The sequence below is a fragment of the Barnesiella viscericola DSM 18177 genome (genome assembly GCF_000512915.1).
Classification (GTDB): domain Bacteria; phylum Bacteroidota; class Bacteroidia; order Bacteroidales; family Barnesiellaceae; genus Barnesiella; species Barnesiella viscericola.
The window spans coordinates 2,744,385-2,771,019 of the sequence record NZ_CP007034.1 but is presented as its reverse complement, the minus strand read 5'-3'; the positions used below and the strand labels follow the sequence as shown (position 1 = coordinate 2,771,019).

Below are 26,635 nucleotides of genomic sequence, written 5' to 3'. Positions count from 1 at the left end.
CCGGGACAGTCTGCCGATTGACTCATAATGACGGAATTAAACGACTGTCCCTAATTAATCATCACTTACTATACATACGCCCCATTATGGGAATATGCCGTTTGAAGTGCCTGATAATTGGGTGTGGACAACATTGGAAGAAATCTTGCAACTCGTTTCTGGGCAAGATTTTTCACCAGAAAAATATAATGATAATGTTTCAGGCATACCTTACATCATTGGAGCCAGCAATATTGAAAACGAACAACTTGTGATAAACCGATGGACAGAATATCCGTCTGTTTATTCATATTTAAACGATTTGCTTGTAGTATGTAAAGGTGCTGGCGTCGGGAAGATGGCTATTAATACACTGCTGTCCGGAGAAATTTTACCATAAAGTAGGTTGCTCGACAGAACCCGCCTCCGGAACACAAACGGGAGTTGTCGGCTGATTATAAATTTCACGGATATCCGCCCTCTGGAAGAGGACTTGTCCGATTGAGTTAGAGATAGAATGAAGACTTGGATCCAACCCGTATCGCTTCTTCGCAATGATGAGCAGCAGATAGTCACAAATGGCTATCCATATCTGCGTGTACACGGCGTTCTTGGAAGTGCCGTAGAAAGTCCTGATGTGAAGATGCTGCTTGATCCATTTGAAGAACAGTTCTATCAGCCAGCGTTCACGGTAGAGTTCCGCAATAGTCAGCGGATCGTCAATCGCAAAGTTGCTGGTCAGAAATCGATATACTCTTCCAGTCTCAAAGTCTTCATACACAACAAGTCTCAATGTGTCTGGATACTTTCTGGTAGAGTAATATCCAGCAAGTCTGATAGTCTCATCCGAAAGAACGCCCGAGTCTTTATTGACAGGTCTGGACTCAATAACCTCATAAGACATATTGTCCTTGGCGCGTGTAACAAAGTAGGCGCCCTTTTGCTGGAAATGCTTGTAAAGTTTCTCAAAGGCAACATATCCCCTATCCATCAGGTAGAAAGCACCTGCTTCAACAGGAATCTTGTCCATCATCCTGGCATCGTTAACCTTGCCTGGCGTGAGCATGACAAATGTGGGAATCGAGCCTCGCAGATCCATCAGTGTATGTATCTTGAACGCGCCCTTACCATGATGAAACTCGGCCCATGGACACAACTTAAGACACAGTTCAATGGTACTGCTGTCAAACGCATATATCATCTCCTCAAGACCAATTCGCAGCTTTTCATCCTTGTAAAGCATCGTGGCTTCCTTTACCAAAGTCATCGCAAAGTCTTGATATATACGCCAATCCTTCTTCTCATTGGCCTCCGCAAGCGTGGATCGAGGTATTGCCTTGATTCCGGAGCGATAGAGGTCGCCGCAGAGGTTAAGTGTAGTCTCTATATCTCTCAAACCAGCTCTGTCAGTGAACTGTGCAAAACTCATCACCATGAACTGGTCACGACAATTGAATTTGATAGCATGCCGGTCACCTTTGTAGCGGTCGACACATTTCTTGAACTCGTATTCGTTAATGAGAGACATAATCTGAGCGAAGATTGTTTTTCCTTTGTTCATGGCTTGCGGATAACCTCTTGATGGCTACCGCAAAGTTACTGATGTTCTAATCGAAAAATTTTCTAATGCTTATAACATTATTGATGTTTAATAATTAAACCCTTGTCGGAGAATTTTTCTCCGGACACTAGTGAATTCGTATGTGTTTATAAGAGACATAACCTGTGCAAATATTGTTTTTCCTTTGTTCATAGTTTGCAGAATTGGCTGTTTATACCTTCTTGCAAAACTATGATTTCTAATCGAAAAATTTTATTATCCTCGTAACCAGTTGAGTATTAATTAATAATAGCTGCTTTGGAGAATCTTCTCCGGACAGCAGTGTTCCGTATGTGAAGAATATCCCATGCTACGCAAAGGGGCGGTTGCAGCCGGAGCGGGAGAACGCTTTTGCCTGCCTTTCAATATGCGCGATGGTATTGCCATCTGTGTGGGAAAAGGGAATCCCGAGTGGAACAGTTCTGCCCCGCACGGTGCCGGACGTGTCATGTCAAGAAATGCTGCCAAAAAGAATATCGCAATGGAGGAGTTTGAAAAGTCTATGAACGGCATATTTTCCACGTCGGTTTGTCCCGGTACGCTTGACGAATCGCCACAGGCCTATAAGCCGATGGAAGAAATATTACGCCTGATTGAGCCGACCGCTGAAGTCACCACGATGGTCAAACCCAGCTTAAACATTAAAGATATTCCCCAATGAAAAAGTATATACAACTTACTGCCGGACGGGGACCAGTGGAATGTGCCCGCGCCGTCACGCTTGTAGCCCGTGAACTGCTGAAAGACTTTCCGGATGCGGAACTCGTGGAAAGCGAACCGCACAACACGGAGCCGGATTGCTATATGTCGATGCTGTTTCTTGCTGAAGTTGATGTCGTTAAAGAACTGGAGTGGACAGGTACTATACTGTGGCGGGCGACGTCAAACCGTTACCGTCCCGGCTATCCTCGTAAGAATTGGTTTGTCGGAGTGGAATTTATCGAACCAGTTACACTTCCGGAAGTGTTTGATAAAGATATTGTTTACGAAACGATGCGCTCCGGTGGGCATGGCGGGCAGAACGTCAACAAAGTGGAGACTGCGGTTCGCACCACTCATCTTCCTACCGGGCTTTCTGTCAGATGCTGTTCACAACGTTCACAGTCACAAAACAAGGAAATGGCACGCAATCTGCTTCTCTTGAAGTTACAGCAAGCAAAAGATTCTGCCGCAGCATCGTTTCGCTCGTCCAAATGGGGCAAGCATACTACACTCTTGCGTGGAAATCCCGTGAAAACGTTCTCGGGCGCATTATGAATTGTAGCGGCAAATAAATATCAGACACCCCAAATTTGTTATTACAGATATGTCATTTATAAGATTTTGCAGCCAAAAGAAAAATAGGTAGTATCATAGGTAGACTTCGGTAAATCGGCTGGCCTGTTTGGCGAAGCCATCTCTTTTCTTCCCTTATTTTGACTTTACTTTAATTGGCGTATATATGAGTACGGGAATAAAGTAAAGTTGATGATTTCATGGAAAAGTGTAGATTTCGAGCCTCAATTTTGATGGAAAAGTGTTTAAAGAAGTCTGATTCGTTGGAAAAAGTGTGAGATTACATATATTATTCGCTTGAAAAAATGTATCGAACTTTGGTTTATTCGCTAGAAAAAGTGTAGCTGCTCTATGTCAGACGGATTCCAAGCACATGCGGAACTTACGATTTAATTTATCGCGCCATCATCGGTAGCCTTTGTACTGTCGATGATGGCGCGACTTACAGATCTAATGGCATTATACGTAAAAACTTCATAGCCATTAGTATCTATTTTAGCTGTTCCCTATTTGTCGGAAGCGAAAGGTAAGACGGGAAGTCCGGACTCGATGCCATAGAGATTCCCGCCCGGATAATCCGCCCAGTTATATCTGGCTGCCACAGGATTTTGTACCAATGGCGACGACAGCCTTATTGTACGGTCGGAGGTGAGTCGGGCATTTGCATACGCCCAAGTGCCATCTTTATCTTTGATTATGAATCCGGTAACGGCTCCTCCCGTGGCTTTTATATTATCGTTGAAAGTCAGCTCCACATAACCGCCGCCGATTTTACTATCTATGCAACGTGGCGTGTTACATTTCTGCTTCATTCCATAGGTTTTATCCAGCGCAAGCATAGTCAGACGCCGTGCCACTTCCGCCTTGTTGGTGGGGTGAATATCAATCGGATTGCCAAGATCGATAGCCGTCGCCATGTCGGTATGCGGCAGTTCGAGAGCCTTTGACTGTGCGTTACGCAATAATGCCCATTCCGATTCGGGCTGTACAACGACAGGTTGCATAAAGCCGGCAAGCTGCACGAAATAGAACGGCATGGAGGGATTGCCAAATGCTTTTCTCCAACCATTTATCATGTTTTTGAAACAAATTTCGTATTGCCCGGCTCTACCGACATTGGCACAGCCCTGATACCAGAACACGCCGGCAACAGGCATCGTTCTGAGCGGGTTGATCATCGCGTTGTAGAGAGCAGTGGGGTAGTACTGGCTTTCCGGCCATTCGCATCGTATGTCTGTTTTGGAAAAATCAGCCACGATGGCATAGTTCCACTCTCCGTCGAGACTATGGCTTTCGCCATTTACAATTGCGTATGACGATTTCCATATACCGCCGCCTCCGCCATTGTCGATGACTTCCACGGTGATGACGTTTTTGCCGGCTTTGACAAGCCGACTGTCTACTTCGTATTCCCGCATGCGGTCAAAAATCTGACCGCTACCTACCATTTCACCGTTGAAATATGCCGTGTCCCAGTCGTCAATAGCTCCAAAACATAGTTTTAACGATTTCCCGGAGGCTTCGGCAGGGAGGATTAGTTCATATTGCATCGCAACAATGCCGTCGAATCCGGGCAGTACGTTCTCCTCCCACATCGACGGTACAGGCATCTTTCCCCAGCCTTTGCCCTTTTGCATCACATTTCTGTCATACGGGTAAGCTATTTTACCGGGGCTGTCATACGACTCGTAAACCCGCTTTATCTCCATATCTTTCAGAGCCTGTTCGTTTTTCCCTTTTCCCAGCAGACCATATTGATATTCAAGCCCGGGCACCCCTTTGAGTGCTTCGTACGGTGTCCATGCCTCGACAGGTGTGCCGCCCCAACTTGCATCGATTATACCTACCGGTACATTCAGCGAATCTTGAAGCATTTTGCCGCACAGATAGCCTATTGCCGAGAAGGAAGCCGCTGCGGGCGAGGATTCCGCCCAGCCGTATTCAACGTCCGTGTCATCAAGTGGATTGACTGATGACGTGGTCCTGATCTGTAACAGCCGCAGGGCAGGACGCTGCATTGTGGCAACTACTTCGTCTGCATCCATCAGTTGCGCCCAATCTCCCTTTATGGGGAATTCCATGTTCGACTGACCCGAACAAATCCACACTTCGCCCGACAGCACATTTTGCAGCACGGTCTTCTCCCCATTGCCCGAGCCGTCATCAAAAATGAGCGTATAGGGACCGCCGGCGGGAGGAGTCGGGATATTCAACTCGAAACGTCCGTTTTTGCCTGTTCTGGTTTTACCCTCACCTCCGGTCCAGTCTGAACGGAATGTTACCGTAGACAGCGGGCGGGCTGTTCCGGTTACGGTCAGAACCGAGTTCTGCTGAACGACCATGTTGTCGGAAAAGACCGCCGGCAGCGTGACTTTCGCCTGCATGGCTGCCGTAGATACGGAAGCAAGTGCAACAATTGCTATTCCCCGAATGATATTCATCTGTATTTTTATTTACTGTGGTTTTTTATTATCCGCCGGTTTGTTTCCCTGATGCGGTCCTCGTCGATTTTTATGACTTTGCGGTCGTAGGTCATCAAGCCGTTCACCTCGATTTCCACATCGGTCGTCTGCGTGTAGACGGCACCGACAAACCAATCGTAGGCAAGTTGGTCGAGATAGTTGGCGTAGCCGATGTATGCGTCGGTCACTTCGGCGGGAGTCTTATATTGGATATAGCCCCAGTTCCGGTCGGGAGCCCAGATATGACCCTCTACCGCCATTCCGATACCGCCATATTCGCCAAGTACGTTGGCGCGTTTGGCATCGTAGACATGGGTCACCGGCGGTGACGGATAGCTGTGGACATCGACCATATCGCCGCACGGGTAGTGGTTGCCGCCGCTTGCCGGATTCACCAGACGCGAAGGGTCGTAGTTCTTTGTCCAGTCGGCTATTTCTTTGGTTTTGAACTGGCCCCAAGCTTCATTGAAAGGTACCCATATAGCTATGCACGGATAGTTGTAGAGAGCATCAATGATCTCTTTCCATTCTTTCCGATAGGTTTGTTCGCTTTCGGGAGTGCGTTGCAGCTCTTCTCCGTCGAAGTAGTTTCGTCCCTGCCATTCGGGGTTTTTGTCGCCGCTGGGCATATCCTGCCAGACGATAATGCCTTTGCGGTCGCAGTAGGTGTACCATGTGGCGGGTTCTACCTTGATATGCTTACGTATCATGTTGTAGCCCCAGTCGATGGTCTTGTCGATGTCGTATATCATCGCCTCGTAGGATGGAGCGGTGTACAATCCGTCGGGCCACCACCCTTGGTCGAGAAGCCCGTAGTGAAACAGGTCTTTGTTGTTGAGTTGGAGGCGCACCATTCCTTTGTCGCCCATCTTCGTGGAAATCTTACGCATGGCTGCGTAACTGTCTACTTTATCGAGAGTCTTGCCCTTGTCGGTGAGGCGCACTTCAAGATCATAAAGATGGGGGCTGTCGGGCGACCAGAGTTTCACGTCGGCGGGCATGCCGATAACCATCGGTTCGCCTGCGAGGGCTTTTCCCGTAGCAATGGTCTTGCCGCTTTCTTTTACCGTAACCTCGGTCATATAGCCGTTTCCCGAACCTGCCGACAGCACTTCGACTCTCAACGTATTGCGGTCGATGTCGGGTGTTATTTTCAGATTGGAGATATGTGTCGGGTTTACCGGTTCAAGCCAGACGGTCTGCCAGATGCCGGAGACGGGAGTGTACCATATAAGTTCCGGTTTTGCCACCTGCTTGCCTCGCGGCTGCGGACCGAGGTCGGTCGGGTCCCATACGCGCACTACCAGTTCATTGTCACCTGCGGTTTTGAGTGCCGGAGTGATATTGAGGCTGAACGGTGTGTAACCGCCTGTGTGGCTTCCTACTTTCGCACCATTTACCCACACGTCGGCTTGCCAGTCCACAGCCCCGAAGTTGAGCAAGATGTCGCGTCCGCGCCATGACTTCGGAACGGTGAAAGAACGTTTATACCATAGCGCATTGTCGGCACCGACTTCTTTGCCTACGCCCGAGAGAGCCGATTCGGCGCAGAATGGTACAAGTATCTTTCCTTGATACTCCGCCGGAGTGACGGCATCGGCACCGACGATGGCATAATCCCACAGACCGTTAAGATTTTGCCATTCGCCGCGCTCCATAATAGGACGGGGATATTCCTGCCACACTTTCGCGGGGTCGATGTTCTCGCCCCATGTTGTCATTATATTATTTCCTGCCGGTTTATAAGCCGAGGCGAAGTTAATCGCCCCGGCGAATAAGCCAGCTACTAAAAGATATCGGTTCATTATTTATATTTTACGGTTATTTCATGAGCTTTGTTGCATTTGGCTGACGGAACATGGATAATGGTGCAACGTGTCGATACATCGTATTCGGCTTTCACCTCCTTGCCGTCTACTTTTGCTTTTCCATCTGCGGGCGCATCGGTGTTATAGATGCGGAGTTCGTAGGCGCGTTTCGAAGGCAGCCGGTCGGCTATCCCCTCACGGGCGGCGATGGTGTAGGATGCCAGAGATCCGGTTGTTTTCTGAGCGAAACGGGTGTTGGCAAAACGGGTGTCGTAGTCGTTCGAGTCGCCCGAATCCTCATAAAGCGTCGTTTCTCCGTCTTTCCCGGCAACGATATTGACTATCAGTTTGGCGGGACGTTCGGTTGTGCTTTTCACTTCCGGGGGATTGTTCACGATGATAGCGCCTTCACGATAGAAATACGGTATCTGGTCGAGGGTGAAGTCGAGTATCTGGATCGAATTTCCTTTGACCATTTTGTTGTCAGCCACCGACCACCAGTTTCCCTCGGGGAACCAGATTCTTTTTTTGCTTACGCCATCGACCGAGGGTTCTACGATCGGGGCTACGAGGATGTCGTCGCCGAAGAAATACTGCTCTTCGAAAACATAGGCTTCGTCGTTTTCGGGGTACTCGTAATACATTGGGCGGCAGATTCCGACACCTGTGTCATAGCTCTTGCGTGCCATGGTGTAGATGTAGGGGAATAGGGCATAACGTAGCTTCACCGTCGCGTTGAGTTGCGGGAAATTCTCATAGGTCCATATCTTGCGGTTGATCCATGTGCCGATTGCGGCATGGCTGCGGAATATCGGAGAGAATACACCGAACTGGAACCAGCGCAGCAGCAGTTCGGGATCGTTCACCGGATAATTGCTGTCCCACATGTGTCCGCCGATGTCGTGTCCCCAGTATCCGTAGCATACGTTTGAAGCCGTGGCAGTGAAATAAGGCTGGAATGCGAGTGAGGCATAGTTGATGAACGTGTCGCCCGAAAAGCCGATCTGGTAGCGATGGCTACCCAGACCTCCCCAGCGGTGGAAGATTATCGGTCGGCGGTCGGAGCGGTTTGCTTTCATGTCGTTGAAGAAAACATGGTTACACCAGAATGTCTCTCCTAAGCCGTCGGTGTAGGGACTTGTAAGATGTTGCTGCCAGTCGAGCCACCAGAAATCGACACCCTGTTTCTCGAACGGGCGCAGGAAGTTGTTTGCGAATGCCTTATAGAAACTTTTGTCTTCGAGTTGCCACGGAATGACTTTCGTGGTGTCGGCATCGAGACCCATATCGTCCGCCATGCCTCGGAAAATGTCTTCCGAAGCATCCACGCCCATGGCTGGATGGAGGTTGAGTGCGAGATGCAGTCCGTTGTCGTGGATGTCTTTGAGCAGTTTTGTCGGGTCGGGAATCAGGTTGTAGTTCCAGCTCCAACCGGTCCATCCGCCGCGTCCGTTGGATTTGTTGGGATCCGGGTCGCCGTTCCAATGCCAATCCATGTCGAGAATCAGGACATCGGTATTGATGTCATTCTCTTTAAGGTCTTTGATGATGTTGCGGTAATCGTCGGCAGTATAGTTTTCATATTTGCTGTACCAATATCCGAAAGCATAGTCCGGTGGCAGCGGCATCTTGCCGGCAATAAGGGTATAGTCGTGCAGTGCGCGTTTGTAGTCGTGACCGTAGCCGAGGAAATAGAGGTCGAGCGACTGTTTGTCGTCGCGTGGAGCAACCCAGTCTACGCCCGTTTCATCGGGAACAAGGGCGAGCGAGCGGCTGCCGTCGGTACGTACGCACTGTGGCGAATCGTCGATTACAGCCCAGCCCGAACGCGAAATCAGACCATCCTCCAACTTTGAACGATAGCCGTCGCCGAAGCAACGGTCGAGGGTACGGTAAGTACCTTTGAGGTTCTTTCCGTCGCCCTGACCGGGAAACCAGGTCACGGGGCGTCCGTTGAGTTCCATCGTTATGCTGAGGTTGGCGGGAGGGTTCGGCTCGAAATAGGGATTTGTACCTTTGCGGTATCTCAGTTTCAGCTTGTCTGTGTTGATGTAGAGGAATTCATTATCCTCCGACTTGGTGAAGTGAGGTACGGGCAGATTGCGGTTCACGACCGTAAATGTGGCACGGTCCTCGAACTGTTTCGACGGGCTGTATTCCACGCGTATCATCTCGGGAGTGAGGACTGTAATGCGTACTACCCCTTCGGTCACTACCGCCTCAGGGTTTGCCACCGGATTAAGATCTGCTCCCCAGAGAGCCATAGCGGCGGATAAAAATGTGATGATGTTCAAAAATCGTTTCATAGATTATTGCAGTTGGTTAGTTTCTTATTATGAACTTTTCGGCGAAGGGTCCGGACTTGGCTACATAAATTCCTTCGGGAAGAGTGATGACATCGCCTTTTGACACAGCCAGTACCTTAGCTCCTGCCATATTATAAATCATTGCGTCGGCGAGACTTACAAAGGCATCGGCTTCCTGTTTCACGATCCCGGCATTTCTGGTCTCTACCTGTGCTACGGATGATACTTCCGTGTAGTGGTGGGTATAAGTGCCTCGCAGAACAACTGTCAGGCGGACTGTTTTCCCATCGTAACTTGCGGGGATACGCCAGGTATTAGCCCAAGTGCTGGCTGGTTCTACACGCATCATGTGGAAATAATCTTCCGTACCGTCAGGTTCCATGGTCGCACCCCGTGTATAGCCCCAGTTCACTTTCTCGTCGCCGAGAGTCATCATCAGGCGGTAGCGGTTTTCTTCGCCCCATGCCATTTGAAGGTTTACGTTCCAATCGCCGATCCATTTGCCCTCTCCGGCATAAGTCAGGTCTGCCAGGCTCTTTTTGTTAAAGCAGTTGAGCACGCACATCGAGGTCACCTCCTTGACAGAAGCTACCTTGGTCAGGAAATCGAGAGAAATGCAGTACACTCCGTCTTTTGCAACCTGCATCGGTTGTCCGTTTTCTGCGATCTTGTTGTCTGTTATGAAAAACGATGTGTTTTCCTCATTCTTGATTTCGAGGTTTCCGCCTGCTTTCAGTTCTGCGAAAGCCTCGAATCCGGTGATTGACACTTTGGTGCAGACTACCGGATTGGCTTCGGCAATCGCCGAACCCGAAAGCGTTACCTGTTGGGGGATCACACCTCCTTCGAATTGTATACGTTCGCGGATAATCGGCAGGACAACGCCTTCCATTATGCGGTATCCCTCTGCATTGGGGTGAACGCCGTCTCCGGTAAGGGCATAGTTGAATTCACGGTCGCCGTAGACCAGTGCCGAATAGTAGTCGATATACGGCATATCATGTGCGTCGGCATATTCCTTTATCCGCCTGTTAAGGTTTTCGATTTTATCTTTATGGTTCGTGATGGCGGGATTCCATTGGAAACTGGTTACCGGAAGCACCGATGCAAGAAACACCTGTATGCCGTTTGCACTGGCTATTTCTGCCATTGAAAGGATGTTGCCGAGCGTGCGCTCCTCGTCATACGGGATGTCGAGATTTTGAGCGATGTCATTGGTGCCGGCACAGATTACCACACCTGCCGGGGCGAGGCGCACCACATCTTCGCGGAAACGCATGATCATTTCGTACGAGGTCTGACCGGAGATGCCTCTGCCGATGAAATCGTTAAGGGTAAAGAATTCCGGACGGTTGGTCGGCCAGAAATCCGTGATCGAGTTGCCCATGAACACCACACGCGATCCTGTGTTGGGCAATTCCATTATACGTTTGTTGTCGTTGGCATATCTGTTAAAATTGGCAATATCGTTGGCTGCCGTTGTTGTCATTGCAAAGAGTCCGAAGACGATAGCAATAAATGTTTTTAAGATTTTCATATCTGAAATTGGTCATTGGATTGGAAGTTACTTATCGCTTGTCGGATCTGTGCCGCAGATGTGGGCGGCAAAGCCTCCGCCGGGGGCGAGATGTACATGAAGAGAGTCCGAAGCGACAGTAGTGGTTTGGCTCCGGTAATCGTTGCCGTTGCGGTGTGCGTTGGCTCCGTCGGTGAATATGGTCATTTCAGTACCCTCTTTCAAGTTCAGCGGGCTGAGGTCGATGGTCAGGTCGCGAGGAGTCCAATTGGTGATACCTCCGATAAACCAGTCGTTGCCTTTTCGGCGTGCGGTCACGATATATTCGCCCATTTTGCCGTCGAGCACTTTCGTTTCGTCCCATACGGTAGGAACCGAGGCTATGAAATCGGTACATTCCTGTTCGCGGCGATAGTTGCTGGGCGAGTCGCAGAGCATGTTGAGCGGAGAGAAAAGGATCATGTACAGTGCCAGCTGGTGTGCACGTGTTCCGGGTGCCATGGGCTGGCTGTGGATAGGGCGGAAATTGTGGCGCGCGGCATTGACCATTGCCCCCTGGGTATAGTCCATCGGACCGGCTAACTGACGAAGGAAAGGAAGCATGGTATCATATTGTATGATGTCGAAATCGCCTATTTCGGTCCATTTCACGTTTTCAAGTCCGTTCACACCCTCTACGTTGAGCACGTTGGGCCACGTGCGGTTGATACCTGCCGGTTTATATGACCCGTGCAGGTCGAGCACGAGGTGATAGCGTGCAGCTACTTCGGCAGCACGGTAGTTGAAGGCGGTCATCAGTTGGTCGTCGCGGTCTTCGAAATCTACTTTGAACCCTTTCACTCCCAACTCCGAATAATGCTTGCACACCTTTTCGAGGTCGCGTTCGAAGGCGCGGTAACCAGCCCATAGAATGATGCCGACATTCTTTCTTCCGGCGTATGCGATTATTTCTTGAAGGTCGATTTCAGGATTGAGGATAAAGAGGTTTTCCCCTTTGCCCGCAGCCCAGCCGTCGTCGAGAATCACATATTCGATGCCGTTCTCCGACGCGAAGTCGATATAATGCTTGTAAGTGGGTGTGTTGATGCCAGCCTCGAAATCAACTCCGGTAATATTCCAGCTGTTCCACCAGTCCCATGCCACCTTGCCGGGTTTGATCCATGAGGTGTCGGCGATGCGCGACGGCTCCGCCAACAGATAACTCAGGTTGCTTGATGCAACGACTTTGTCATCGCCGATGACAAGGATACGCCACGGGAATGTGCGCGGACCATCGACGCGGGCGATATAGTCGGCTGTCTCGGTGACAACGCCTTCTATATTGTTATATCCGCCATCGACAATTTTTGTCGGGTAGGGCGCATGTTTGCCTTTGAGTGAATTTGTGCCGTCGGGGTTGTAGAGATAAAGCCCCGGATAATCGTTCAGGTCGGTTTCCGTAATAGCTACGGTCACGCCGTCGGTATCGACCGAAAGGGGGAGAAATGCAAGACGACGCGGGTTGAGAGCCGATAGTCTCTCTACCGTGTAGAGGTTTTCAAAAGAGTTGAAAAACTGCGACTGCATGTTGTCGTCCGATCCCGTGCGCACATAGGGCACCGAGGCGGTATAGTCGGCGGGGAAATTGAAGTCGGTCTGCTCCGTGGCTATTTCGTAGGGCTTGTCCAATGTGCTTGCAAAGCGGTAGGCAAAACCGTCGTCATAAGCGCGGAACTCTACGCTCCATCCTCCCTTCATACGCAAGGTAAGAGAGTTGTAGACATCGGGCATAGTTGCCGACGGAGAAAACGGGCTTTCGATAATGCTCTTGTTCGATTTACGCACAGCTTTGGTTGTCTTGGCTTTCTCTCCCCACACAGTCCCGTCGGACAGTGTCATCGAAACGGGCGATTTGGCAAGGACTTCTTTGCCATTGCAGCAGACGGAAAAACTCAGGTTGTCGCCGCAGTCGATATTTGCAGCGATTTTGCCCGAAGGAGATTGCAGGCGGTATTCTTTCGCCGAAATGCTGTTGAAACTCGACAGCAGAAGGAGTGCGAATGCGTAAAACTTGATTGTTCTCATGACATGAATTATGACTGATTGGGTTTTGGATTCACTTATTGTTTGTTTTTTAACTGCAAGGTGTTACCCGTATCTTCCAGCTCGAAGATCTTTGCCCGTTCGGCACCGAGGGGGCTGTTGGGTTGGTGCAGGATCAGCCTCAGACCTCCGTCGAAAGTCTTGAAAATCATGCCGTGCCCGCCGTTTTTCACGAATAACGGTTTTTCCTGCTGACGCCATGGACCTTTCACACTTCCGGTGATCGATTCGGCTATGCCGATGGCATAGTCGCCGTTGCTGAAACTCGACCAGATCATCAGCAGTTTTCCGGTCTTGGTACGGTAGAGATAGCATCCGTCGGTAATGTAGCCCTTGGGCGATCCGGGCGAAGGCTCTATGCCGGTAGACCAGTCGGGGGCGGAGCCGTAGAAGAGTGTCTGTGGTTCGCCTGCCATAGCCGATAGATCCGATTTTAGTTCTACGGCTTCCATAGTGCCGTCTTCGGTCTGCACCCATTCGTGGCAGAATACCATATAGGGCGTACCGTTTTCCACCCACAGCGTACCGTCGAGTGCCATCCAGTCCATCGGGGTAGTGACAAAACAGTCGAACGGCTTGAACGGACCTTCGGGTCGGTCGGCATGGAAAATCTGTGTGCCACGCCAAGTGTAGTCTCCCCATCCTTCTTTTCTCTTTTTCCACTTGATGTCGCTGTTGATGGTGGCAAACAAGTAATATTTGCCATGGTATTTATGTACTTCGGGAGCCCATACAGTACCTGTCAGACCATTGTCGGCAGGTATGCGCATCACAGTCTGCGGACCGTTCCACTTTTTCAGGTCGCGGCTTGTGAATACTTCCACGCCTCCACGTACCTTGCCGTCTGCCATGATGGAGTCGGAGGTGCGATACATGTAGTAAATCTTTTTCACATTGTCGGTAAGAATAAAAGGATCACGGATGTTGATATCGTCGATGTTCAGGGCTGACATTTGACACAATCCGCAGCAAAATAGCAAAAGGCAGAAAACGGGTTTCATTATGGCATTACGGTTACATTTTAGTAAAATAGATGCGCTTCGTTTCAAAAAAGAGGCGAAGCACATCTTATAAAAACATCAGGGTTCTTTACTTGGATATTCCGGAGATGGACGTTATTTCATCAGTTTTTCGGAAGTACCGTCGTTGTAGCGGACGATATAGATTCCCTTGTTGAGGTTGTCGATGTCTACCCGTGCACCGGAGAGGTTATAGACAGCTTCGACACGGCGGTCTGCGGTTGTCGTAATCTCATCGATGCCGGAGGGATCGACTTCGGAAAATTCGATAGTATCGTCATTGAGGTTAAGTGTCACCTTGACTTTCAGCTCGGGTGTGCAGTCTTCATCGGCAAAGCCCCAGAACTGGTCGAGGTTACCGTCATTCCACGCACGTCGGATGTTCAGTTTGTCACCGAATTTGACGAACTTCACAACCCCGTTGTCGGTAGATTCCGGCAGATAGAACCATGTTTCCCAGAAGTTGCTGGGGTAGGAGATGAACTTGATATGTTTGCCATCTGCACCCGGCATCACGGTACATTCATAAACGAAGATATCTTCTGTCCCTTTCTTAGGATAGATATTGTAGGTATAGGGAACGGATGAACAGTCCCACTGACCCGATGCGGCTCCCAAGGGGACCACCATGGGTTCAAGTTCTCCTACCCATTGCGCTGTTATCATCACCGAATTGCCGTCATCGCCGAAATAAACTTTGACTTCGTAGGTTCCGGGTTCGGTAACCCACCAACGGTTCTCGTTGCCGATACCGCTGATAATGGTTGCCTCATCGGCTTTGATAAGCCACGAACCGCTTACTTCGGGTACATAACGTACTCCGGTATCCCAGTCCCGGGCATCAATGAATTGGAGATTCTGATTATAGAGGGCACCGCGATAGCTGAACACGCCGTCGCCTTCGTTGGTCATCTCTATTGCGAGGTCGATGTGCCACAAACTGGGCGAAGCTTCGCCTACCATGTAGAGGTGTTCAGGGATTGCAGCTGTTGCGGCAGCGGTGCCGAGTAGCATTGCCGCTCCGGCAAGCATACTTGAAAGTAAATTTCGTTTCATAACATTAAAGGTTAAATGAATAATTAGTAATTTGTTTGTAAATCCACCCTGCGGGGCAGGGACGGATTATTTTTTCATTAGTTTGATTGAAGCTGACGGGTTTCTCACCACATATACTCCGGCGGCAAGACCGTCGATGGTGAGCAGACCATCGGCTGACCGACCGAGGCAACGTCCGTTGATATCATATACCTTCACAGGACCATTGCCGCTTTCGGCGTACAATACATTGCCTGAAAGCCATGCGTTAAGACGGTTCGCCCCGGCAGTTGTTTCGGTAAGGTCGAGATCCGAACTGCCTCTCGGGGTAAAGGTCACTGTTTTGGCAGCCTTGTTTACCGTCACACGGTAAAATCCGCAATCGACCGGTGCGAAGCCCCAGAAATAATCGAGACCTCCGCCGTAATCCTCACGGTATTTATGCGTCTCTCCGGGTTTGACCAACTTCACCTTGTTGTTGAAGTCTACGGTTTCGGGCACATAAAACATGGATTCCCACCATTCCCCGGGGCAAGCGGCGAATTTGAAATGGCAACGGTCGGCATCGGGTCTGACAAGACCGTTCCACTCCACTATGTCGGGATTGTCATCGGAGCCATAGGCGATATAAGCGTTTACATTATTCCAGCAACCGGTCGAGACGCCCAATACCGTCATCATGGAAGGAAGTTCGCCCGTGCGTGTCGCCGAAAGCGAGGCGAGGTTTCCGCTATCGGAAATCTTCATCCGCACTTCGTAGCTCCCCGGCTCATTAATCCACCAGTTTTTTGCAAACTCGTGAGGATCGCCGTTAAACACCTCCACAACTCCCGGGTCGGTAAGCCACGTGCCGTTATCTCCTTTGGGGATATAATTCACCGAGTTCCAGTCGCGTTTGCTGACAAATCTGACTTCTCCCTTGAATAGCGGCCCGCGATACACGAACGTGTTTTGCTCGACCGTCATCTCGCAGGCATTGTCTATATTCCAGAATGCCGGTGTGGCGCGACCTATCATATAAAGGCTTTCGGGTTTTGCCGCAGTTTCCGGCAATAATTTCACCACTTTGCAACCATGCTCGGGCACCGTGGCGCTGAATGTGCCGCTGATAGAGTTTTCATAGACATGCGTCCACATGTCTCGTACGCGGCATGTCCCATGAATTCCGAACTTCGACAGATCGACGCTCATCTCGCGGGAATAATCTTCGCGGTTGAACATGGCAAGAACCACATCGCCGTTGCTCATCGTTCCCCACCAGATGCAGCTGCCTTCGCTGCCGATTTCATCCGACAGAGGTTTGCCCACGAATCCGTCGGCATTGAGAGCCAGAAGTTCCGTGTTGGTGTAGAAGCGGTCGAGATTTCCGATCGTCTCGGGGGTGTCGGCGATAGCTACCGGACCTCCGGCAATCAGTTGCAGCGATACCTGCGAGCGGCGTTCGTGGTCGGTCGTGCATTTGTTCAGCCGCAGGAAATCGCCGTCAAGGATAATTTTTCCGCGTCCGCCGATATGGCTCCAATGGGTGAAGCCGTCCATCTGGTTGTCGGCATAAGGCCAGCGGTCGTAGATGGTACCTCGGTTGAACGACGAGAAATGGTGCCAGCCGCCGATGTTGGTATCCTGCACGATGCGTGTCATGTTGCAGTATTTCCTTTCGAGTTCGGCATCGTTGTAAAGCTCGGGCATCACGATCGACGTGAATATGCCGTATTTGGTCGCCGCCTCGCAGATGTATGCCAATCCGCGTTCATAACGCTCGCGACCGTAGCCGCAGGTCACGGGATAATCGCGTCCGGGGTCTCCGTCTTCATACCAACACATGAAGTCCATGCGCACGAAGTCCACCCCGAGGTCGTGATAATGTTTGAACCATCCGTCGATGTATTCGCGGGCGCCGGGGTGGTCGGTCACAAGCCAAGTGAAATCAGTCCGGTCGGTCACATTGGGATACATCACGACATCCTGTGGATTGCGGGTGAGCGAGCGCAGGGTATAGTTTGTGCCGGGCACTTTGCTGTCGAGATTACCTTTGATCCACAAAGGATTGTCATAGACACCCACTTTCAAACCTTTTGCTCTGGCTCTTCTGATAAGTTCTTTGAGCGGCATCGACCCGTAGTGCGACATATAGATGCCGCCGTCCCGAGCCTGTTGGGGCAGGAAGCCGTCGGTACAGATCATATCGTAGCCGTAAGGCTTGAATTTGGTGGCCATCATGTCGATTACCGCATCCCATTGGTCGGAAGTAAGATCCATCTGATCGTAGGGAATACCGGCAATTTCGAATTCCCGGGCATATTCATAGATCGACCAATAAAGCGGAGCTTTGTATTTATGAATATCACCGGGAACCGGTAAGGCTTCTTGTGCGACGCGTGTCTGTCCGACACTCACTTCGCCCCGGCATAAAAATGCCGGGGTAAGAAGTGTGCATAAAAATATCTGAACAAACTTGTTGATCATATTACGGTTCATAAAATTGTTATATGGAACATTCGTAGTATATCTGGTTATTTGATAACTTTGACTGCGTTCCGGGCGCTCTGTACTACATAGACCCCTTTGGGCAGTCCGGTAGCAGTCAGTTCGCCGTTCGTTGAATAGGCAACTCTGCGACCTGCTATGTCGTAAACGGCAATTGCCGAAGTCGCGCCTTCTACTACAAGATTATCTCCGATAAAGGCAGCTTTCATTCCGTCTGCGGCGGCATCGGAAATGCCGGTGGGATCTCCGTTGGCATCGGTGAACTCTACGGTGTTATCGTTCAGATTTAACGTTATCCTGTATGTCTTGTCGGGAGTACATTCCTCTGCCGGGAAGCCCCAGAACCAGTCTAAGGGTCCATTACCGTTGGTTGTCTGTTGAAGAGGAAGTTTGTCGCCAACTTGCACCGTTTTTACATTGCCGTTATGATCTACCGATTCAGGTACATAGAAGATACATCCTTGATCCCATGCTTTCGGATATGCGATAAATTTGATATGTCTGCGCAAATCCTGACCAGAACCATCGAGGTCGGGGGTAAGTGTTCCTTCCCAAACGAAAACATTTTCGGCATCTTCTTTGGGTTGCAGGTAGGCTGAGGGAGTCGGCCACTGGCAATCCCATTGACCGATGGCATGTCCTAAGCCGATTGCCTGCGGAACCATATCGCCGACACGTTCTGCTGTGACACTCACACTTCTGCCTTCGTCGGTGAAACGTACTTCTACATCCCAATTACCGTATTCGGGAACCCACCATTTTCTCTCGCTGTTGATTTCCTGAATGACTGTGGCTGTCTGAGCGTTTACAATGTGCCAGCCGCTCGCCTCAGGTACATAGCGTATGGCGATACCCCAGTCTCTTGCATCTATGAATTGCAATTCTCCGTTATAGAGGTTGCCGTGGTAGCTGAACACACCGTTACCTTCATTAACCATTTCCTGACAGTCCTCGATATTCCACAAGCTCGGCGATGCGGTGCCTACCATGTAGAGTTGCTCGGGAACATACGTCTCTTCACCGCCGGCGAATTCGATTGTCATATCTGTCAGGTTCAGTGTTGCCCGGTATTTTCTGTAAGGAGCGCAGTCTTCAACCGCGAAACCCCAATAATGGTCGAGGTTGTCACCGTTGGCATTAGTACCTTTTTTCACCGGGTATTTCACTCCGGTTTTCACGGTCTTGTAGCTTTTACCTTCATCTACCGACTCGGGCAGATAGAACTCGGCTTCCCACCAGTTCGTCGGATAAGCGATGAACTTCAACTGATTGCGTTCACCTGCCGGCATCGTGCCTTCCCACACGAAAACATCGGTTGTTCCTTCCTGAGGATAGATGTTGCAAGCCGGATTTGGGAAAGCTGAATCCCATTGACCTGATGCTCCACCCATAGGAACGACCATCGGGGAGAGGTCGTCGATACGTTGTGCCGTGAACATTACCGAATTGCCCTCGTCTGCAAAAAAGGCTTTCACTTCCCATGTGCCGAACTCCGGAACCCACCATTTTCTCTCGCTGTTGATTTCCTGAATGACTGTGGCTGTCTGAGCGTTTACAATGTGCCAGCCGCTCGCCTCAGGTACATAGCGTATGCCGGTATCCCAGTTTTTTTCGTTTATGAACTGTAACTCTCCCTTATAGAGATTGCCTACGTAAGAGAATACTCCTTCGCCTTCGTTAGTCATTTCCTGTGCGACATCGAGTACCCACAGACTTGGCGATGCCGGACCTACCATGTAGAGGTGCTCCGGAATTGCGGCGTTTGCAGCCGTTGTGCTGAGTAACATGGCAGCACCCGCAATTACACTTTTTAAATAGATGTGTTTCATAAATTTTGAGTTATATTAGATTAGGTTTTACATGGGGGAGCGCAGTCCCGAAATCGCAGTCCCGCGCCCCCTTGTTTATTTTGTTATTTGGTCAATTTCAATACTTTACATCCGTGACGCGGCACCATAGCTTCGATGTTGCCTGAAACCGTACCCTCGTCGGCATGCTCCCAGAGGTCACGTGCTTTGAATTCGCCTTCGAGAGCCATATCGGATAAGCTTACCGACATTTTTTTCGGTGAATCTTCGCGGTTGAACATGGCAAGAACCACATCGCCGTTGCTCATCGTTCCCCACCAGATGCAGCTGCCTTCGCTGTCGATTTCATCCGACAGAGGTTTGCCCACGAATCCGTCGGCATTGAGAGCCAGAAGTTCCGTGTTGGTGTAGAAGCGGTCGAGATTTCCGATCGTCTCGGGGGTGTCGGCGATAGCTACCGGACCTCCGGCAATCAGTTGCAGCGATACCTGCGAGCGGCGTTCGTGGTCGGTCGTGCATTTGTTCAGCCGCAGGAAATCGCCGTCAAGGATAATTTTCCGCGTCCGCCGATATGGCTCCAATGGGTGAAGCCGTCCATCTGGTTGTCGGCATAAGGCCAGCGGTCGTAGATGGTACCTCGGTTGAACGACGAGAAATGGTGCCAGCCGCCGATGTTGGTATCCTGCACGATGCGTGTCATGTTGCAGTATTTCCTTTCGAGTTCGGCATCGTTGTAAAGCTCGGGCATCACGATCGACGTGAATATGCCGTATTTGGTCGCCGCCTCGCAGATGTATGCCAATCCGCGTTCATAACGCTCGCGACCGTAGCCGCAGGTCACGGGATAATCGCGTCCGGGGTCTCCGTCTTCATACCAACACATGAAGTCCATGCGCACGAAGTCCACCCCGAGGTCGTGATAATGTTTGAACCATCCGTCGATGTATTCGCGGGCGCCGGGGTGGTCGGTCACAAGCCAAGTGAAATCAGTCCGGTCGGTCACATTGGGATACATCACGACATCCTGTGGATTGCGGGTGAGCGAGCGCAGGGTATAGTTTGTGCCGGGCACTTTGCTGTTGAGTTTGCCTTTGATCCACAAGGGGTTGTCGTAGACGCCTACCCGAAGCCCTTTGGCTTTGGCGCGCTTTACGAGTTCTTTGAGCGGCATCGACCCGTAGTGCGACATATAGATGCCGCCGTCCCGAGCCTGTTGGGGCAGGAAGCCGTCGGTACAGATCATATCGTAGCCGTAAGGCTTGAATTTGGTGGCCATCATGTCGATTACCGCATCCCATTGGTCGGAAGTAAGATCCATCTGATCGTAGGGAATACCGGCAATTTCGAATTCCCGGGCATATTCATAGATCGACCAATAAAGCGGAGCTTTGTATTTATGGATATCGCCGGGAACAGGCAGTTCTGGAAGCTCGGGAGTCGGAGGTTCCGGAACGATGCTTCCGCCTTTTTTATTGTCATCGTCGCAGGCGGTCGAAAAAATGGCGGTCGAGAATAAGATTGCCGCAACTGCAAATTTGTTTATAATCGAGTGTCTTGTCATATTATCTGTTTTATTTGTTTCATTTGATGAGGCATCCTGCGTTCCGGCAAAAAAGCCGGAACCGGAAGAGCTCATTGTAAACCTAAACAACCTTCATACTTACTTTGACTCTCGACTTAATAACCGAGGAAAGTAGTGCTGAGAGTCCAGTTGCGCAAGTCGAACACCAGACGATAGTGACCTGAATCTTTTACAGACCATTTAAGGTCTTCTCCTCCGGTGTAGAGCTGGAATTGCTCGGTGTTGTCGGCCTTGCTTATGGGTGAGCCTGCTGTCATCGGGCGTACGCAGGGGGCTTGATCCCAACTGCCTTGCGTAAGGTACGCTTTAAGCTCTCCTTGCGAAAGATTTCCGTCGTAGATAAATACAAGATGATCCTCTTCGCTCATTTCCAAGGGATACATGTTGTTTACATCCCATAAGGCAGGAGTGGCATCGCCTACGATATAGAGGGTGGAAGTCTTGATGGGAATATTGCCATCAATAACGATTATATCTTTTTCTTCGTCGCAACTTGCCATAAAAAGTCCCATAAGCATTATTGCGACAATCGCTGTGAATTTATGCGTCTTCATTTTTATATCGGTTTAAAATTATTTATATCCCGGATTCTGTTTGAGTGCTGCATTGGTAGTGATCTGTACACGCGGCACAGGATAGATTTTGGTATGGTCGTCGGCATCGGGCTGTTTGTCCCACCATGTACCTTTGTTGAACTTGTCGAAACGGATAAGGTCGATGCGGCGACGTCCTTCTGCCAGAAATTCGCGACCCCATTCATCGAGCATCTCGTCGAGGTCAAGGGTTATGTTGCCTTCGGGCTGATAGAGCACCTCTTTGTGTTTGTCGCTCGGATAGTAGCGGCGGCGCACACTGTTGAGCAGTTTGCCGGCTTCTTTGTCGTCGCCACGGCGCAGTTTGCATTCGGCGAGCGCATATATGATTTCGGGCAGACGTATTTCTGCGAAATCGCTTTCTCCGGCACCGGGGTCATTGTTGCTGTACATCGGATATTTCACCGTGTACCATCCGGAGTTGTAGTCGCCCGTGGTCATGTTGCTTTCGGGCGATGTGAGCCATTGACCTTCTTTCTTATAATGGAACTGACCCACAGCATCGCGGATGCAAAGCTCGTAAGGCATTTCAGGGGCTTTGAGTTTGCGGGGTATGCCGTTCTGCATATATTCGAGATAGCCGAACAGGAACATGCCTTCGCGTTTGCCTCCTCCGAGGTTTTTATATTTCTTAAGGCGTACGTCGCCGGGATACTTGCGGAACTTCTGTATGGTCATACCTAATTTGAAATCATAGAGGTTGCCGGTCGGGTCATAACTCGGCGAACATACGAATTCGCCGTTATGACCGCCGTGTTTCACTTTGGCATCGTCGAAAAATAGTTCCGAGTAAGAGGGCACGCCCCAGTTGTATAATTGGTTGTAATGCCAGCTGGTGTAGTTGCAGGATCCGGAGAAGAAGAAGATCAGCTCGTCGCAGCTGTCGTTGTCGGAATCGAAAGGAGCATCCCAGCGGTCGGCTACCTTATACTCTCCGTAAACGCCATCGACAATATCCTGAGCTACCTTTTCACAATCTGCAAGACGGTCTACTCCTATATATTCTTTGGCATTCAGATACAAACGCACCAACAATGCTGCTGCACCTGCCTGCGTCCACATGTTTGCATACTGCGATCCGCTGCCCAAGCTGTTTTTCTTATAGAGGAGCGGAATGGCATCTGTAAGCTCTTTCTCGATGAAATTGAAGATCTTTTCAGGCGGAACCTGCGAGAGGGTGTTCTGCGACGGGTCGTCGTAGCTTATGCAGAAGGGCACGTTGCGGAAAGCGTCGAGCAGACGAAGATAATACCAGCAACGCAAAACTCTGTTCTGCATCTTCAATGCATTCCACTCATCCTCCTGAAAATCGAATTTTTTCGGATCCAGTTCGTTGAAACGGTCAATGGCGAAATTGGCTTGGGCGATACCTGCGAACTGCGAGTCCCATTCGTCGTGCACATGGCGCGAGATATCGGGCGTCCATGTGTGATAGTGGAACTGACGCCACACACCGCCGTCATCCCAACTGCCGTCGCGGCGGGGAATGATCAGCTGGTCGGCAGGGAGTTCGTTTATTCTGAAACGCGGTACGATGGTCCAATAGCCGTGTTCAAACGAGCGGAATGCCATCGCTATAACATCGTCGCGGGTATTGAAATAGTTGTTGGAGCCTATCTCGCTATAAAGATTCTCGTCCAGATCGGTACAAGCCGATAGAGACGTTACGGCCAAAGCCAGGCAGGTCAAATATTTATATGCTTTCATTGTAATTTGATTTTTGTTTGATATTGATTAGAAATCAAGCTGTACACCGAGTAGGAACTGGCGAGTAGTGGGATAATAGCCACGGCCGCTGTGTGCTCCGGGGTTCAGTCCATTGACATTGAAATTCGACGGGTCCATACCGCTGTATTTGGTGATAGTAAACACGTTGCGCACTGTTCCGTAGATGCGGAACGAGTTCAAGAAACGAATATTACGCAAGGGCAATGTGTAGCCGAGCGTAAGGTAGTCGAGCTTGAAATAATCGCCGCGTTCAAGGAAGTAGTCGCTGACAATCGGGTTCTGATCCGGTGAGATCAGGAAGTTTTTACCGTATGCCTTGCGGAGTGTGTTCCCGGTGAAGTTGCGTGTGCCGTAATAGAAATCATGGATGTTGAAAATGTGGAACCCGAATGCTCCGCTGAAAAAGAGCGAAAGGTCGAAGTTCTTATAGCGGAAGTTATGGCCGGTCGAAAGGGTGAACTTGGGCAGACCGTTTCCGACATACTGGCGGTCGGCTTCTGTACCTTGGATTCCTTGGATGATATCGCCATCCTTGTCGTAGATAAGCCATTCGCCATCGGTGCTTATACCGGCATACTTGAACATATGGAATCCGCCGATCGAGCGACCTTTTTCTATGCGTTGCAAGGGAATGTTAGGATAGGGGATCTCGGTGTAAGCTACATCATAATAATCGTTACCGACGAATTCGGAGTTGCTGAAATCCACGAACTTGTTCGACTGTGTGGAACCGATGAAATTCATCGTGTAGGAGAAATTACGGGTCTGCACGGCATTGAAAGTGATGTCGAACTCGAAGCCCTGATTTTCCATCGTACCCACGTTTACATAGGTGTGGGTGAACAGATAGGGAGGCATAGGCACGCGATAGCTGCCGAGCAGGTCTTGCTGATGGCGGAGGAAGTAGTTGAACGAACCGTAAAGCCGGTTGTTGAACATCGAGAAATCAAGACCGACGTTCCAGTTTTTGCCTTGTTCCCAGTGGAGGTCCGGATTGACATTCTTGTTGGGTCCCCAAACTTTAATCCACTCTCCGTTGTAGTAGCTGTATCCGAACGGACCCATGGTGTCGAGCGACAGGTAGCTACCGAACTCTTGGTTACCTGTCACACCGAAGTCTGCACGAATCTTCAAGTCGTCCAACCAAGACGAAGCTCCTTCCATAAAGCTCTCTTTGGAGATGCGCCAACCGACTGAAACAGCAGGGAAATTACCCCACTTGTGGTCCTTACCGAATTTCGACGACCCTTCGCGGCGCATCGATGCGGTGAACAGATAGCGACTGTCGTAGTCATAGCTCACTCGACCGAAGAATGCGATCAGTTTGTTGTCGTTCTTGTAACTGCTCATACCGATATTACCTTCCTCTTTCATTCCGTCGCCTGCACCCAAGTTGTCGGCTCCGATACCATCGTTGGCGAAATCATAGTTTTCGCTGCTGAATCCGGAATTCTGCCAATATTGGTATGAATATCCGACCATTGCGCGGAGGTTGTGTTTGTTGATGTTGATACTGTAATTGCCGATCCATTCAAGGCTGAGGTTGCGGGCGTTGTTAGAAGTACGCGAACCGTAGCCTTTTCTGTCGTTGCGGCGATTCTGGTTCATCGTCGATGGCTCGTAGTAATTGACGTCGTTGTTGTACTGGTGGTCGGCAAATGTAACCTGTGTGTTGAGTATCTGCTCGTATTTGGCATCCGGCATAAATAGCGGAAGCAGGTTGAGTTTCAGCGTACCGTCCCAGTCGATGACTTTCTCTTGGCTTTTGTTTCTGACCAAATTCATCGATTCGATGGGATTGACAAAACCGTTATAGTCGGTGAAGTCGTAGTAGCGGCTGGGATCGTTGGGATTCCATACCGGTGTGGTCGGGTTTGCTTCGATCGCGCGGCGAAAAACATCGTTGTCGGCGAGGTTACGGTAAACTACGCGGGGAGCAACATTCACGTTTACAGAAAACAGCCCGTCTTTTGTGGTGTGGTTTACTGTGGCACGCGCACCGTACTCCTCGCGGTTACCGCGTCTCTCAACGCCGTCGGCATTGCGGTAATCGACTGTCACGCGATAGTTCGAGTTAGCGTTACCGCCACTGATGCTCAATGTGTGTTGCTGCTTGAAACCTACTTGTTGCACGAGGTCGAAGAGATCTTCGCTCGCGCCGAGATCGGCAGCCGCATCACCCGCAGGGATACGCAGGTTGCGGTAATCTTCGGCATTCATCATGTCGAGGTCGCGGTTGGCTTTGTCCCACGATAACGTTGCCGAATAGGTGGTATGGGTTTTACCGTCGCGAGGACCTTTCTTTGTGGTGATGATGATGACACCATTGGAACCGCGGGTACCGTAGATTGCCGATGCGGCACCGTCTTTAAGCACGTCGAACGATTCGATGTCGTTCGGATTGATATTGGTCAGGCTTGCTCCTGGGATACCGTCGAGCACGATCAGCGGGCTTACGCTTGCTTCGCGCGACGATACGCCGCGTATTTGCAGACTTGCGGCAGAGTTCGGGTCGGCAGCGGCAGTATTCACTACCGAAAGTCCCGGTACCTTCCCTTGGATAAGCATGGACACATCCGTAGCCGCGACCGACTGGAAATCTTTGGCGCTGACATGCGATATGGCAGATGTCAGCTCTTTCTTGTCGATAGTACCGTAACCGATGACAATCGCTTCACTCAGGCCCTTGCTATCCTCTTGAAGTACGATTTTTATGTCGGAACACCCTTTCAAGGATACATACTGGGTCTTATATCCGATATACGACACTCTCAATGTGGCATTGGGGTCTACGTTATTCAATTGAAACGCACCCTCTTCATTGGTGACCGTTGCCGTTTGGGAGCCCTTTACCACAACTGATGCTGCGATGAGCGGCTCGCCTTGCGTGTCGGTCACTGTGCCGACAATCTTTATATGCTTGTCTTTTGTTGCAGAGGAAGCCTGATTTAATGATATCCTCTTGTTGTTTATCACATAGTTTATCCCATGTGCCGGCAAGATTTTGTCCAAGACAGCCGTCAGCGGCTCGTTCTGGACATTGACGGTTACATGGACATTAACATTGATTGTTTCTTTACTATAAAAGAAACGGTAGTCTGTTTGTTTCTCGATCGAGCGTAGAACACTTTTGAGAGTTACGTTCCTGGCATCAAGTGTGACCTTGTTGTCGGCTGCATAGCCCGATGCTCCGATACAAAGCATAAGCAAGACCAAAAACGGTCTTAACGCCTTGCCTAATCGGTAGCGGCTTGGAATTGGTATTAGATTGTTCATTACAAATAATTTAATTGGTGTTTATGTGATTTTTTAATATCTATAATATAATTGATATTTCTGCGGTTTTATTGTGTTT

Annotated in this window: 18 protein-coding genes and 1 pseudogene; 3 read left to right on the top strand and 16 right to left on the bottom strand. The window is 50.0% G+C overall.

Features of this window, described 5'->3' with window-relative positions; all coding sequences use genetic code 11:
• Window positions 1-94: 94 nt before the first annotated feature.
• On the top strand, window positions 95-379 hold the full coding sequence (locus tag BARVI_RS13220) for a restriction endonuclease subunit S domain-containing protein (RefSeq protein ID WP_198015970.1): 285 nt from the start codon (window positions 95-97) through the stop codon (window positions 377-379).
• On the opposite strand, the gene BARVI_RS11520 is transcribed toward BARVI_RS13220, so the two are convergent.
• Entirely contained in the window at window positions 371-1,540 is a 1,170-nt protein-coding gene (locus BARVI_RS11520; RefSeq protein ID WP_025277566.1) for an IS4 family transposase, read from the bottom strand. The genes BARVI_RS13220 and BARVI_RS11520 overlap by 9 nt on opposite strands.
• Before the next feature lie 346 nt (window positions 1,541-1,886).
• Here BARVI_RS11520 and BARVI_RS11515 point away from each other — a divergent pair, with 346 nt between their 5' ends.
• Window positions 1,887-2,240 carry an RtcB family protein gene (locus BARVI_RS11515; protein WP_025279388.1) on the top strand — a complete coding sequence of 118 codons (354 nt, stop codon included), beginning with the start codon at window positions 1,887-1,889 and terminating at the stop codon, window positions 2,238-2,240.
• Entirely contained in the window at window positions 2,237-2,836 is a 600-nt protein-coding gene (prfH, locus tag BARVI_RS11510; protein ID WP_025279387.1) for a peptide chain release factor H, read from the top strand. The genes BARVI_RS11515 and prfH overlap by 4 nt, the downstream gene beginning before the upstream one ends.
• 524 nt (window positions 2,837-3,360) lie before the next feature.
• Here the strand turns inward: prfH and BARVI_RS11505 are convergent.
• The 15 genes and pseudogenes from BARVI_RS11505 to BARVI_RS13680 form a co-directional block, all read right to left on the bottom strand.
• Window positions 3,361-5,295: a sialate O-acetylesterase gene (locus tag BARVI_RS11505; RefSeq protein WP_051401127.1), complete on the bottom strand. Its 1,935-nt coding sequence runs from the start codon at window positions 5,293-5,295 to the stop codon at window positions 3,361-3,363.
• A gap of 8 nt (window positions 5,296-5,303) precedes the next feature.
• Window positions 5,304-7,121: a glycoside hydrolase family 2 protein gene (locus tag BARVI_RS11500; protein ID WP_025279385.1), complete on the bottom strand. Its 1,818-nt coding sequence runs from the start codon at window positions 7,119-7,121 to the stop codon at window positions 5,304-5,306.
• Window positions 7,121-9,430 carry a glycoside hydrolase family 31 protein gene (locus tag BARVI_RS11495; protein ID WP_025279384.1) on the bottom strand — a complete coding sequence of 770 codons (2,310 nt, stop codon included), beginning with the start codon at window positions 9,428-9,430 and terminating at the stop codon, window positions 7,121-7,123. The genes BARVI_RS11500 and BARVI_RS11495 overlap by 1 nt, the downstream gene beginning before the upstream one ends.
• A 16-nt stretch (window positions 9,431-9,446) precedes the next feature.
• A complete protein-coding gene (locus tag BARVI_RS13215; RefSeq protein WP_025279383.1) occupies window positions 9,447-10,967 on the bottom strand; it encodes a GDSL-type esterase/lipase family protein in 1,521 nt (506 codons plus the stop codon).
• Window positions 10,968-10,994: 27 nt separating this feature from the next.
• Window positions 10,995-13,010 carry a glycoside hydrolase family 97 protein gene (locus tag BARVI_RS11485; RefSeq protein WP_025279382.1) on the bottom strand — a complete coding sequence of 672 codons (2,016 nt, stop codon included), beginning with the start codon at window positions 13,008-13,010 and terminating at the stop codon, window positions 10,995-10,997.
• A gap of 35 nt (window positions 13,011-13,045) precedes the next feature.
• A complete protein-coding gene (locus tag BARVI_RS11480; RefSeq protein ID WP_051401162.1) occupies window positions 13,046-13,981 on the bottom strand; it encodes a glycoside hydrolase family 43 protein in 936 nt (311 codons plus the stop codon).
• 162 nt (window positions 13,982-14,143) lie between these two features.
• Complete coding sequence (locus tag BARVI_RS11475) at window positions 14,144-15,103, bottom strand: T9SS type A sorting domain-containing protein (RefSeq protein ID WP_084547052.1); 960 nt, start codon at window positions 15,101-15,103, stop codon at window positions 14,144-14,146.
• 66 nt (window positions 15,104-15,169) lie between these two features.
• Window positions 15,170-17,560 carry a SusF/SusE family outer membrane protein gene (locus tag BARVI_RS13400; RefSeq protein ID WP_025279379.1) on the bottom strand — a complete coding sequence of 797 codons (2,391 nt, stop codon included), beginning with the start codon at window positions 17,558-17,560 and terminating at the stop codon, window positions 15,170-15,172.
• A 35-nt stretch (window positions 17,561-17,595) separates the two neighbouring features.
• Window positions 17,596-19,398 carry a T9SS type A sorting domain-containing protein gene (locus BARVI_RS11465; RefSeq protein ID WP_084547051.1) on the bottom strand — a complete coding sequence of 601 codons (1,803 nt, stop codon included), beginning with the start codon at window positions 19,396-19,398 and terminating at the stop codon, window positions 17,596-17,598.
• Between the two features lie 83 nt (window positions 19,399-19,481).
• Window positions 19,482-19,958, bottom strand: a complete 477-nt coding sequence (locus tag BARVI_RS13050) for an alpha-galactosidase (protein ID WP_051401126.1) — start codon at window positions 19,956-19,958, stop codon at window positions 19,482-19,484.
• On the bottom strand, window positions 19,901-20,938 hold the full coding sequence (locus BARVI_RS11460; protein ID WP_051401125.1) for an alpha-amylase family protein: 1,038 nt from the start codon (window positions 20,936-20,938) through the stop codon (window positions 19,901-19,903). Before BARVI_RS11460 ends, BARVI_RS13050 begins: the two co-directional genes overlap by 58 nt.
• Window positions 20,939-21,054: 116 nt before the next feature.
• Window positions 21,055-21,513: a SusF/SusE family outer membrane protein gene (locus BARVI_RS11455; RefSeq protein ID WP_025279377.1), complete on the bottom strand. Its 459-nt coding sequence runs from the start codon at window positions 21,511-21,513 to the stop codon at window positions 21,055-21,057.
• 18 nt (window positions 21,514-21,531) lie between these two features.
• Window positions 21,532-23,259 carry a RagB/SusD family nutrient uptake outer membrane protein gene (locus tag BARVI_RS11450; RefSeq protein ID WP_025279376.1) on the bottom strand — a complete coding sequence of 576 codons (1,728 nt, stop codon included), beginning with the start codon at window positions 23,257-23,259 and terminating at the stop codon, window positions 21,532-21,534.
• Between the two features lie 27 nt (window positions 23,260-23,286).
• Entirely contained in the window at window positions 23,287-26,256 is a 2,970-nt protein-coding gene (locus tag BARVI_RS11445) for a SusC/RagA family TonB-linked outer membrane protein (RefSeq protein WP_394330833.1), read from the bottom strand.
• Window positions 26,242-26,484 (bottom strand): annotated as a pseudogene (locus tag BARVI_RS13680) (secretin and TonB N-terminal domain-containing protein); the annotation flags it as partial. The gene BARVI_RS11445 and the pseudogene BARVI_RS13680, both read right to left, overlap by 15 nt.
• Between the last annotated feature and the right edge of the window lie 151 nt (window positions 26,485-26,635).

Bases quoted from the DNA above. Each gene is read 5' to 3' on its own strand.
- BARVI_RS11520 (WP_025277566.1), bottom strand. From the start codon at position 1,540: ATGAACAAAGGAAAAACAATCTTCGCTCAGATTATGTCTCTCATTAAC.
- BARVI_RS13215 (WP_025279383.1), bottom strand. From the start codon at position 10,967: ATGAAAATCTTAAAAACATTTATTGCTATCGTCTTCGGACTCTTTGCA.
- BARVI_RS11460 (WP_051401125.1), bottom strand. From the start codon at position 20,938: ATGACAAGACACTCGATTATAAACAAATTTGCAGTTGCGGCAATCTTA.
- prfH (WP_025279387.1), top strand. From the start codon at position 2,237: ATGAAAAAGTATATACAACTTACTGCCGGACGGGGACCAGTGGAATGT.
- BARVI_RS13400 (WP_025279379.1), bottom strand. From the start codon at position 17,560: ATGAACCGTAATATGATCAACAAGTTTGTTCAGATATTTTTATGCACA.
- BARVI_RS11495 (WP_025279384.1), bottom strand. From the start codon at position 9,430: ATGAAACGATTTTTGAACATCATCACATTTTTATCCGCCGCTATGGCT.
- BARVI_RS11465 (WP_084547051.1), bottom strand. From the start codon at position 19,398: ATGAAACACATCTATTTAAAAAGTGTAATTGCGGGTGCTGCCATGTTA.
- BARVI_RS11455 (WP_025279377.1), bottom strand. From the start codon at position 21,513: ATGAAGACGCATAAATTCACAGCGATTGTCGCAATAATGCTTATGGGA.
- BARVI_RS13220 (WP_198015970.1), top strand. From the start codon at position 95: ATGCCGTTTGAAGTGCCTGATAATTGGGTGTGGACAACATTGGAAGAA.
- BARVI_RS11480 (WP_051401162.1), bottom strand. From the start codon at position 13,981: ATGTCAGCCCTGAACATCGACGATATCAACATCCGTGATCCTTTTATT.
- BARVI_RS11500 (WP_025279385.1), bottom strand. From the start codon at position 7,121: ATGAACCGATATCTTTTAGTAGCTGGCTTATTCGCCGGGGCGATTAAC.
- BARVI_RS11515 (WP_025279388.1), top strand. From the start codon at position 1,887: ATGCTACGCAAAGGGGCGGTTGCAGCCGGAGCGGGAGAACGCTTTTGC.
- BARVI_RS11505 (WP_051401127.1), bottom strand. From the start codon at position 5,295: ATGAATATCATTCGGGGAATAGCAATTGTTGCACTTGCTTCCGTATCT.
- BARVI_RS11485 (WP_025279382.1), bottom strand. From the start codon at position 13,010: ATGAGAACAATCAAGTTTTACGCATTCGCACTCCTTCTGCTGTCGAGT.
- BARVI_RS11450 (WP_025279376.1), bottom strand. From the start codon at position 23,259: ATGAAAGCATATAAATATTTGACCTGCCTGGCTTTGGCCGTAACGTCT.
- BARVI_RS11475 (WP_084547052.1), bottom strand. From the start codon at position 15,103: ATGAAACGAAATTTACTTTCAAGTATGCTTGCCGGAGCGGCAATGCTA.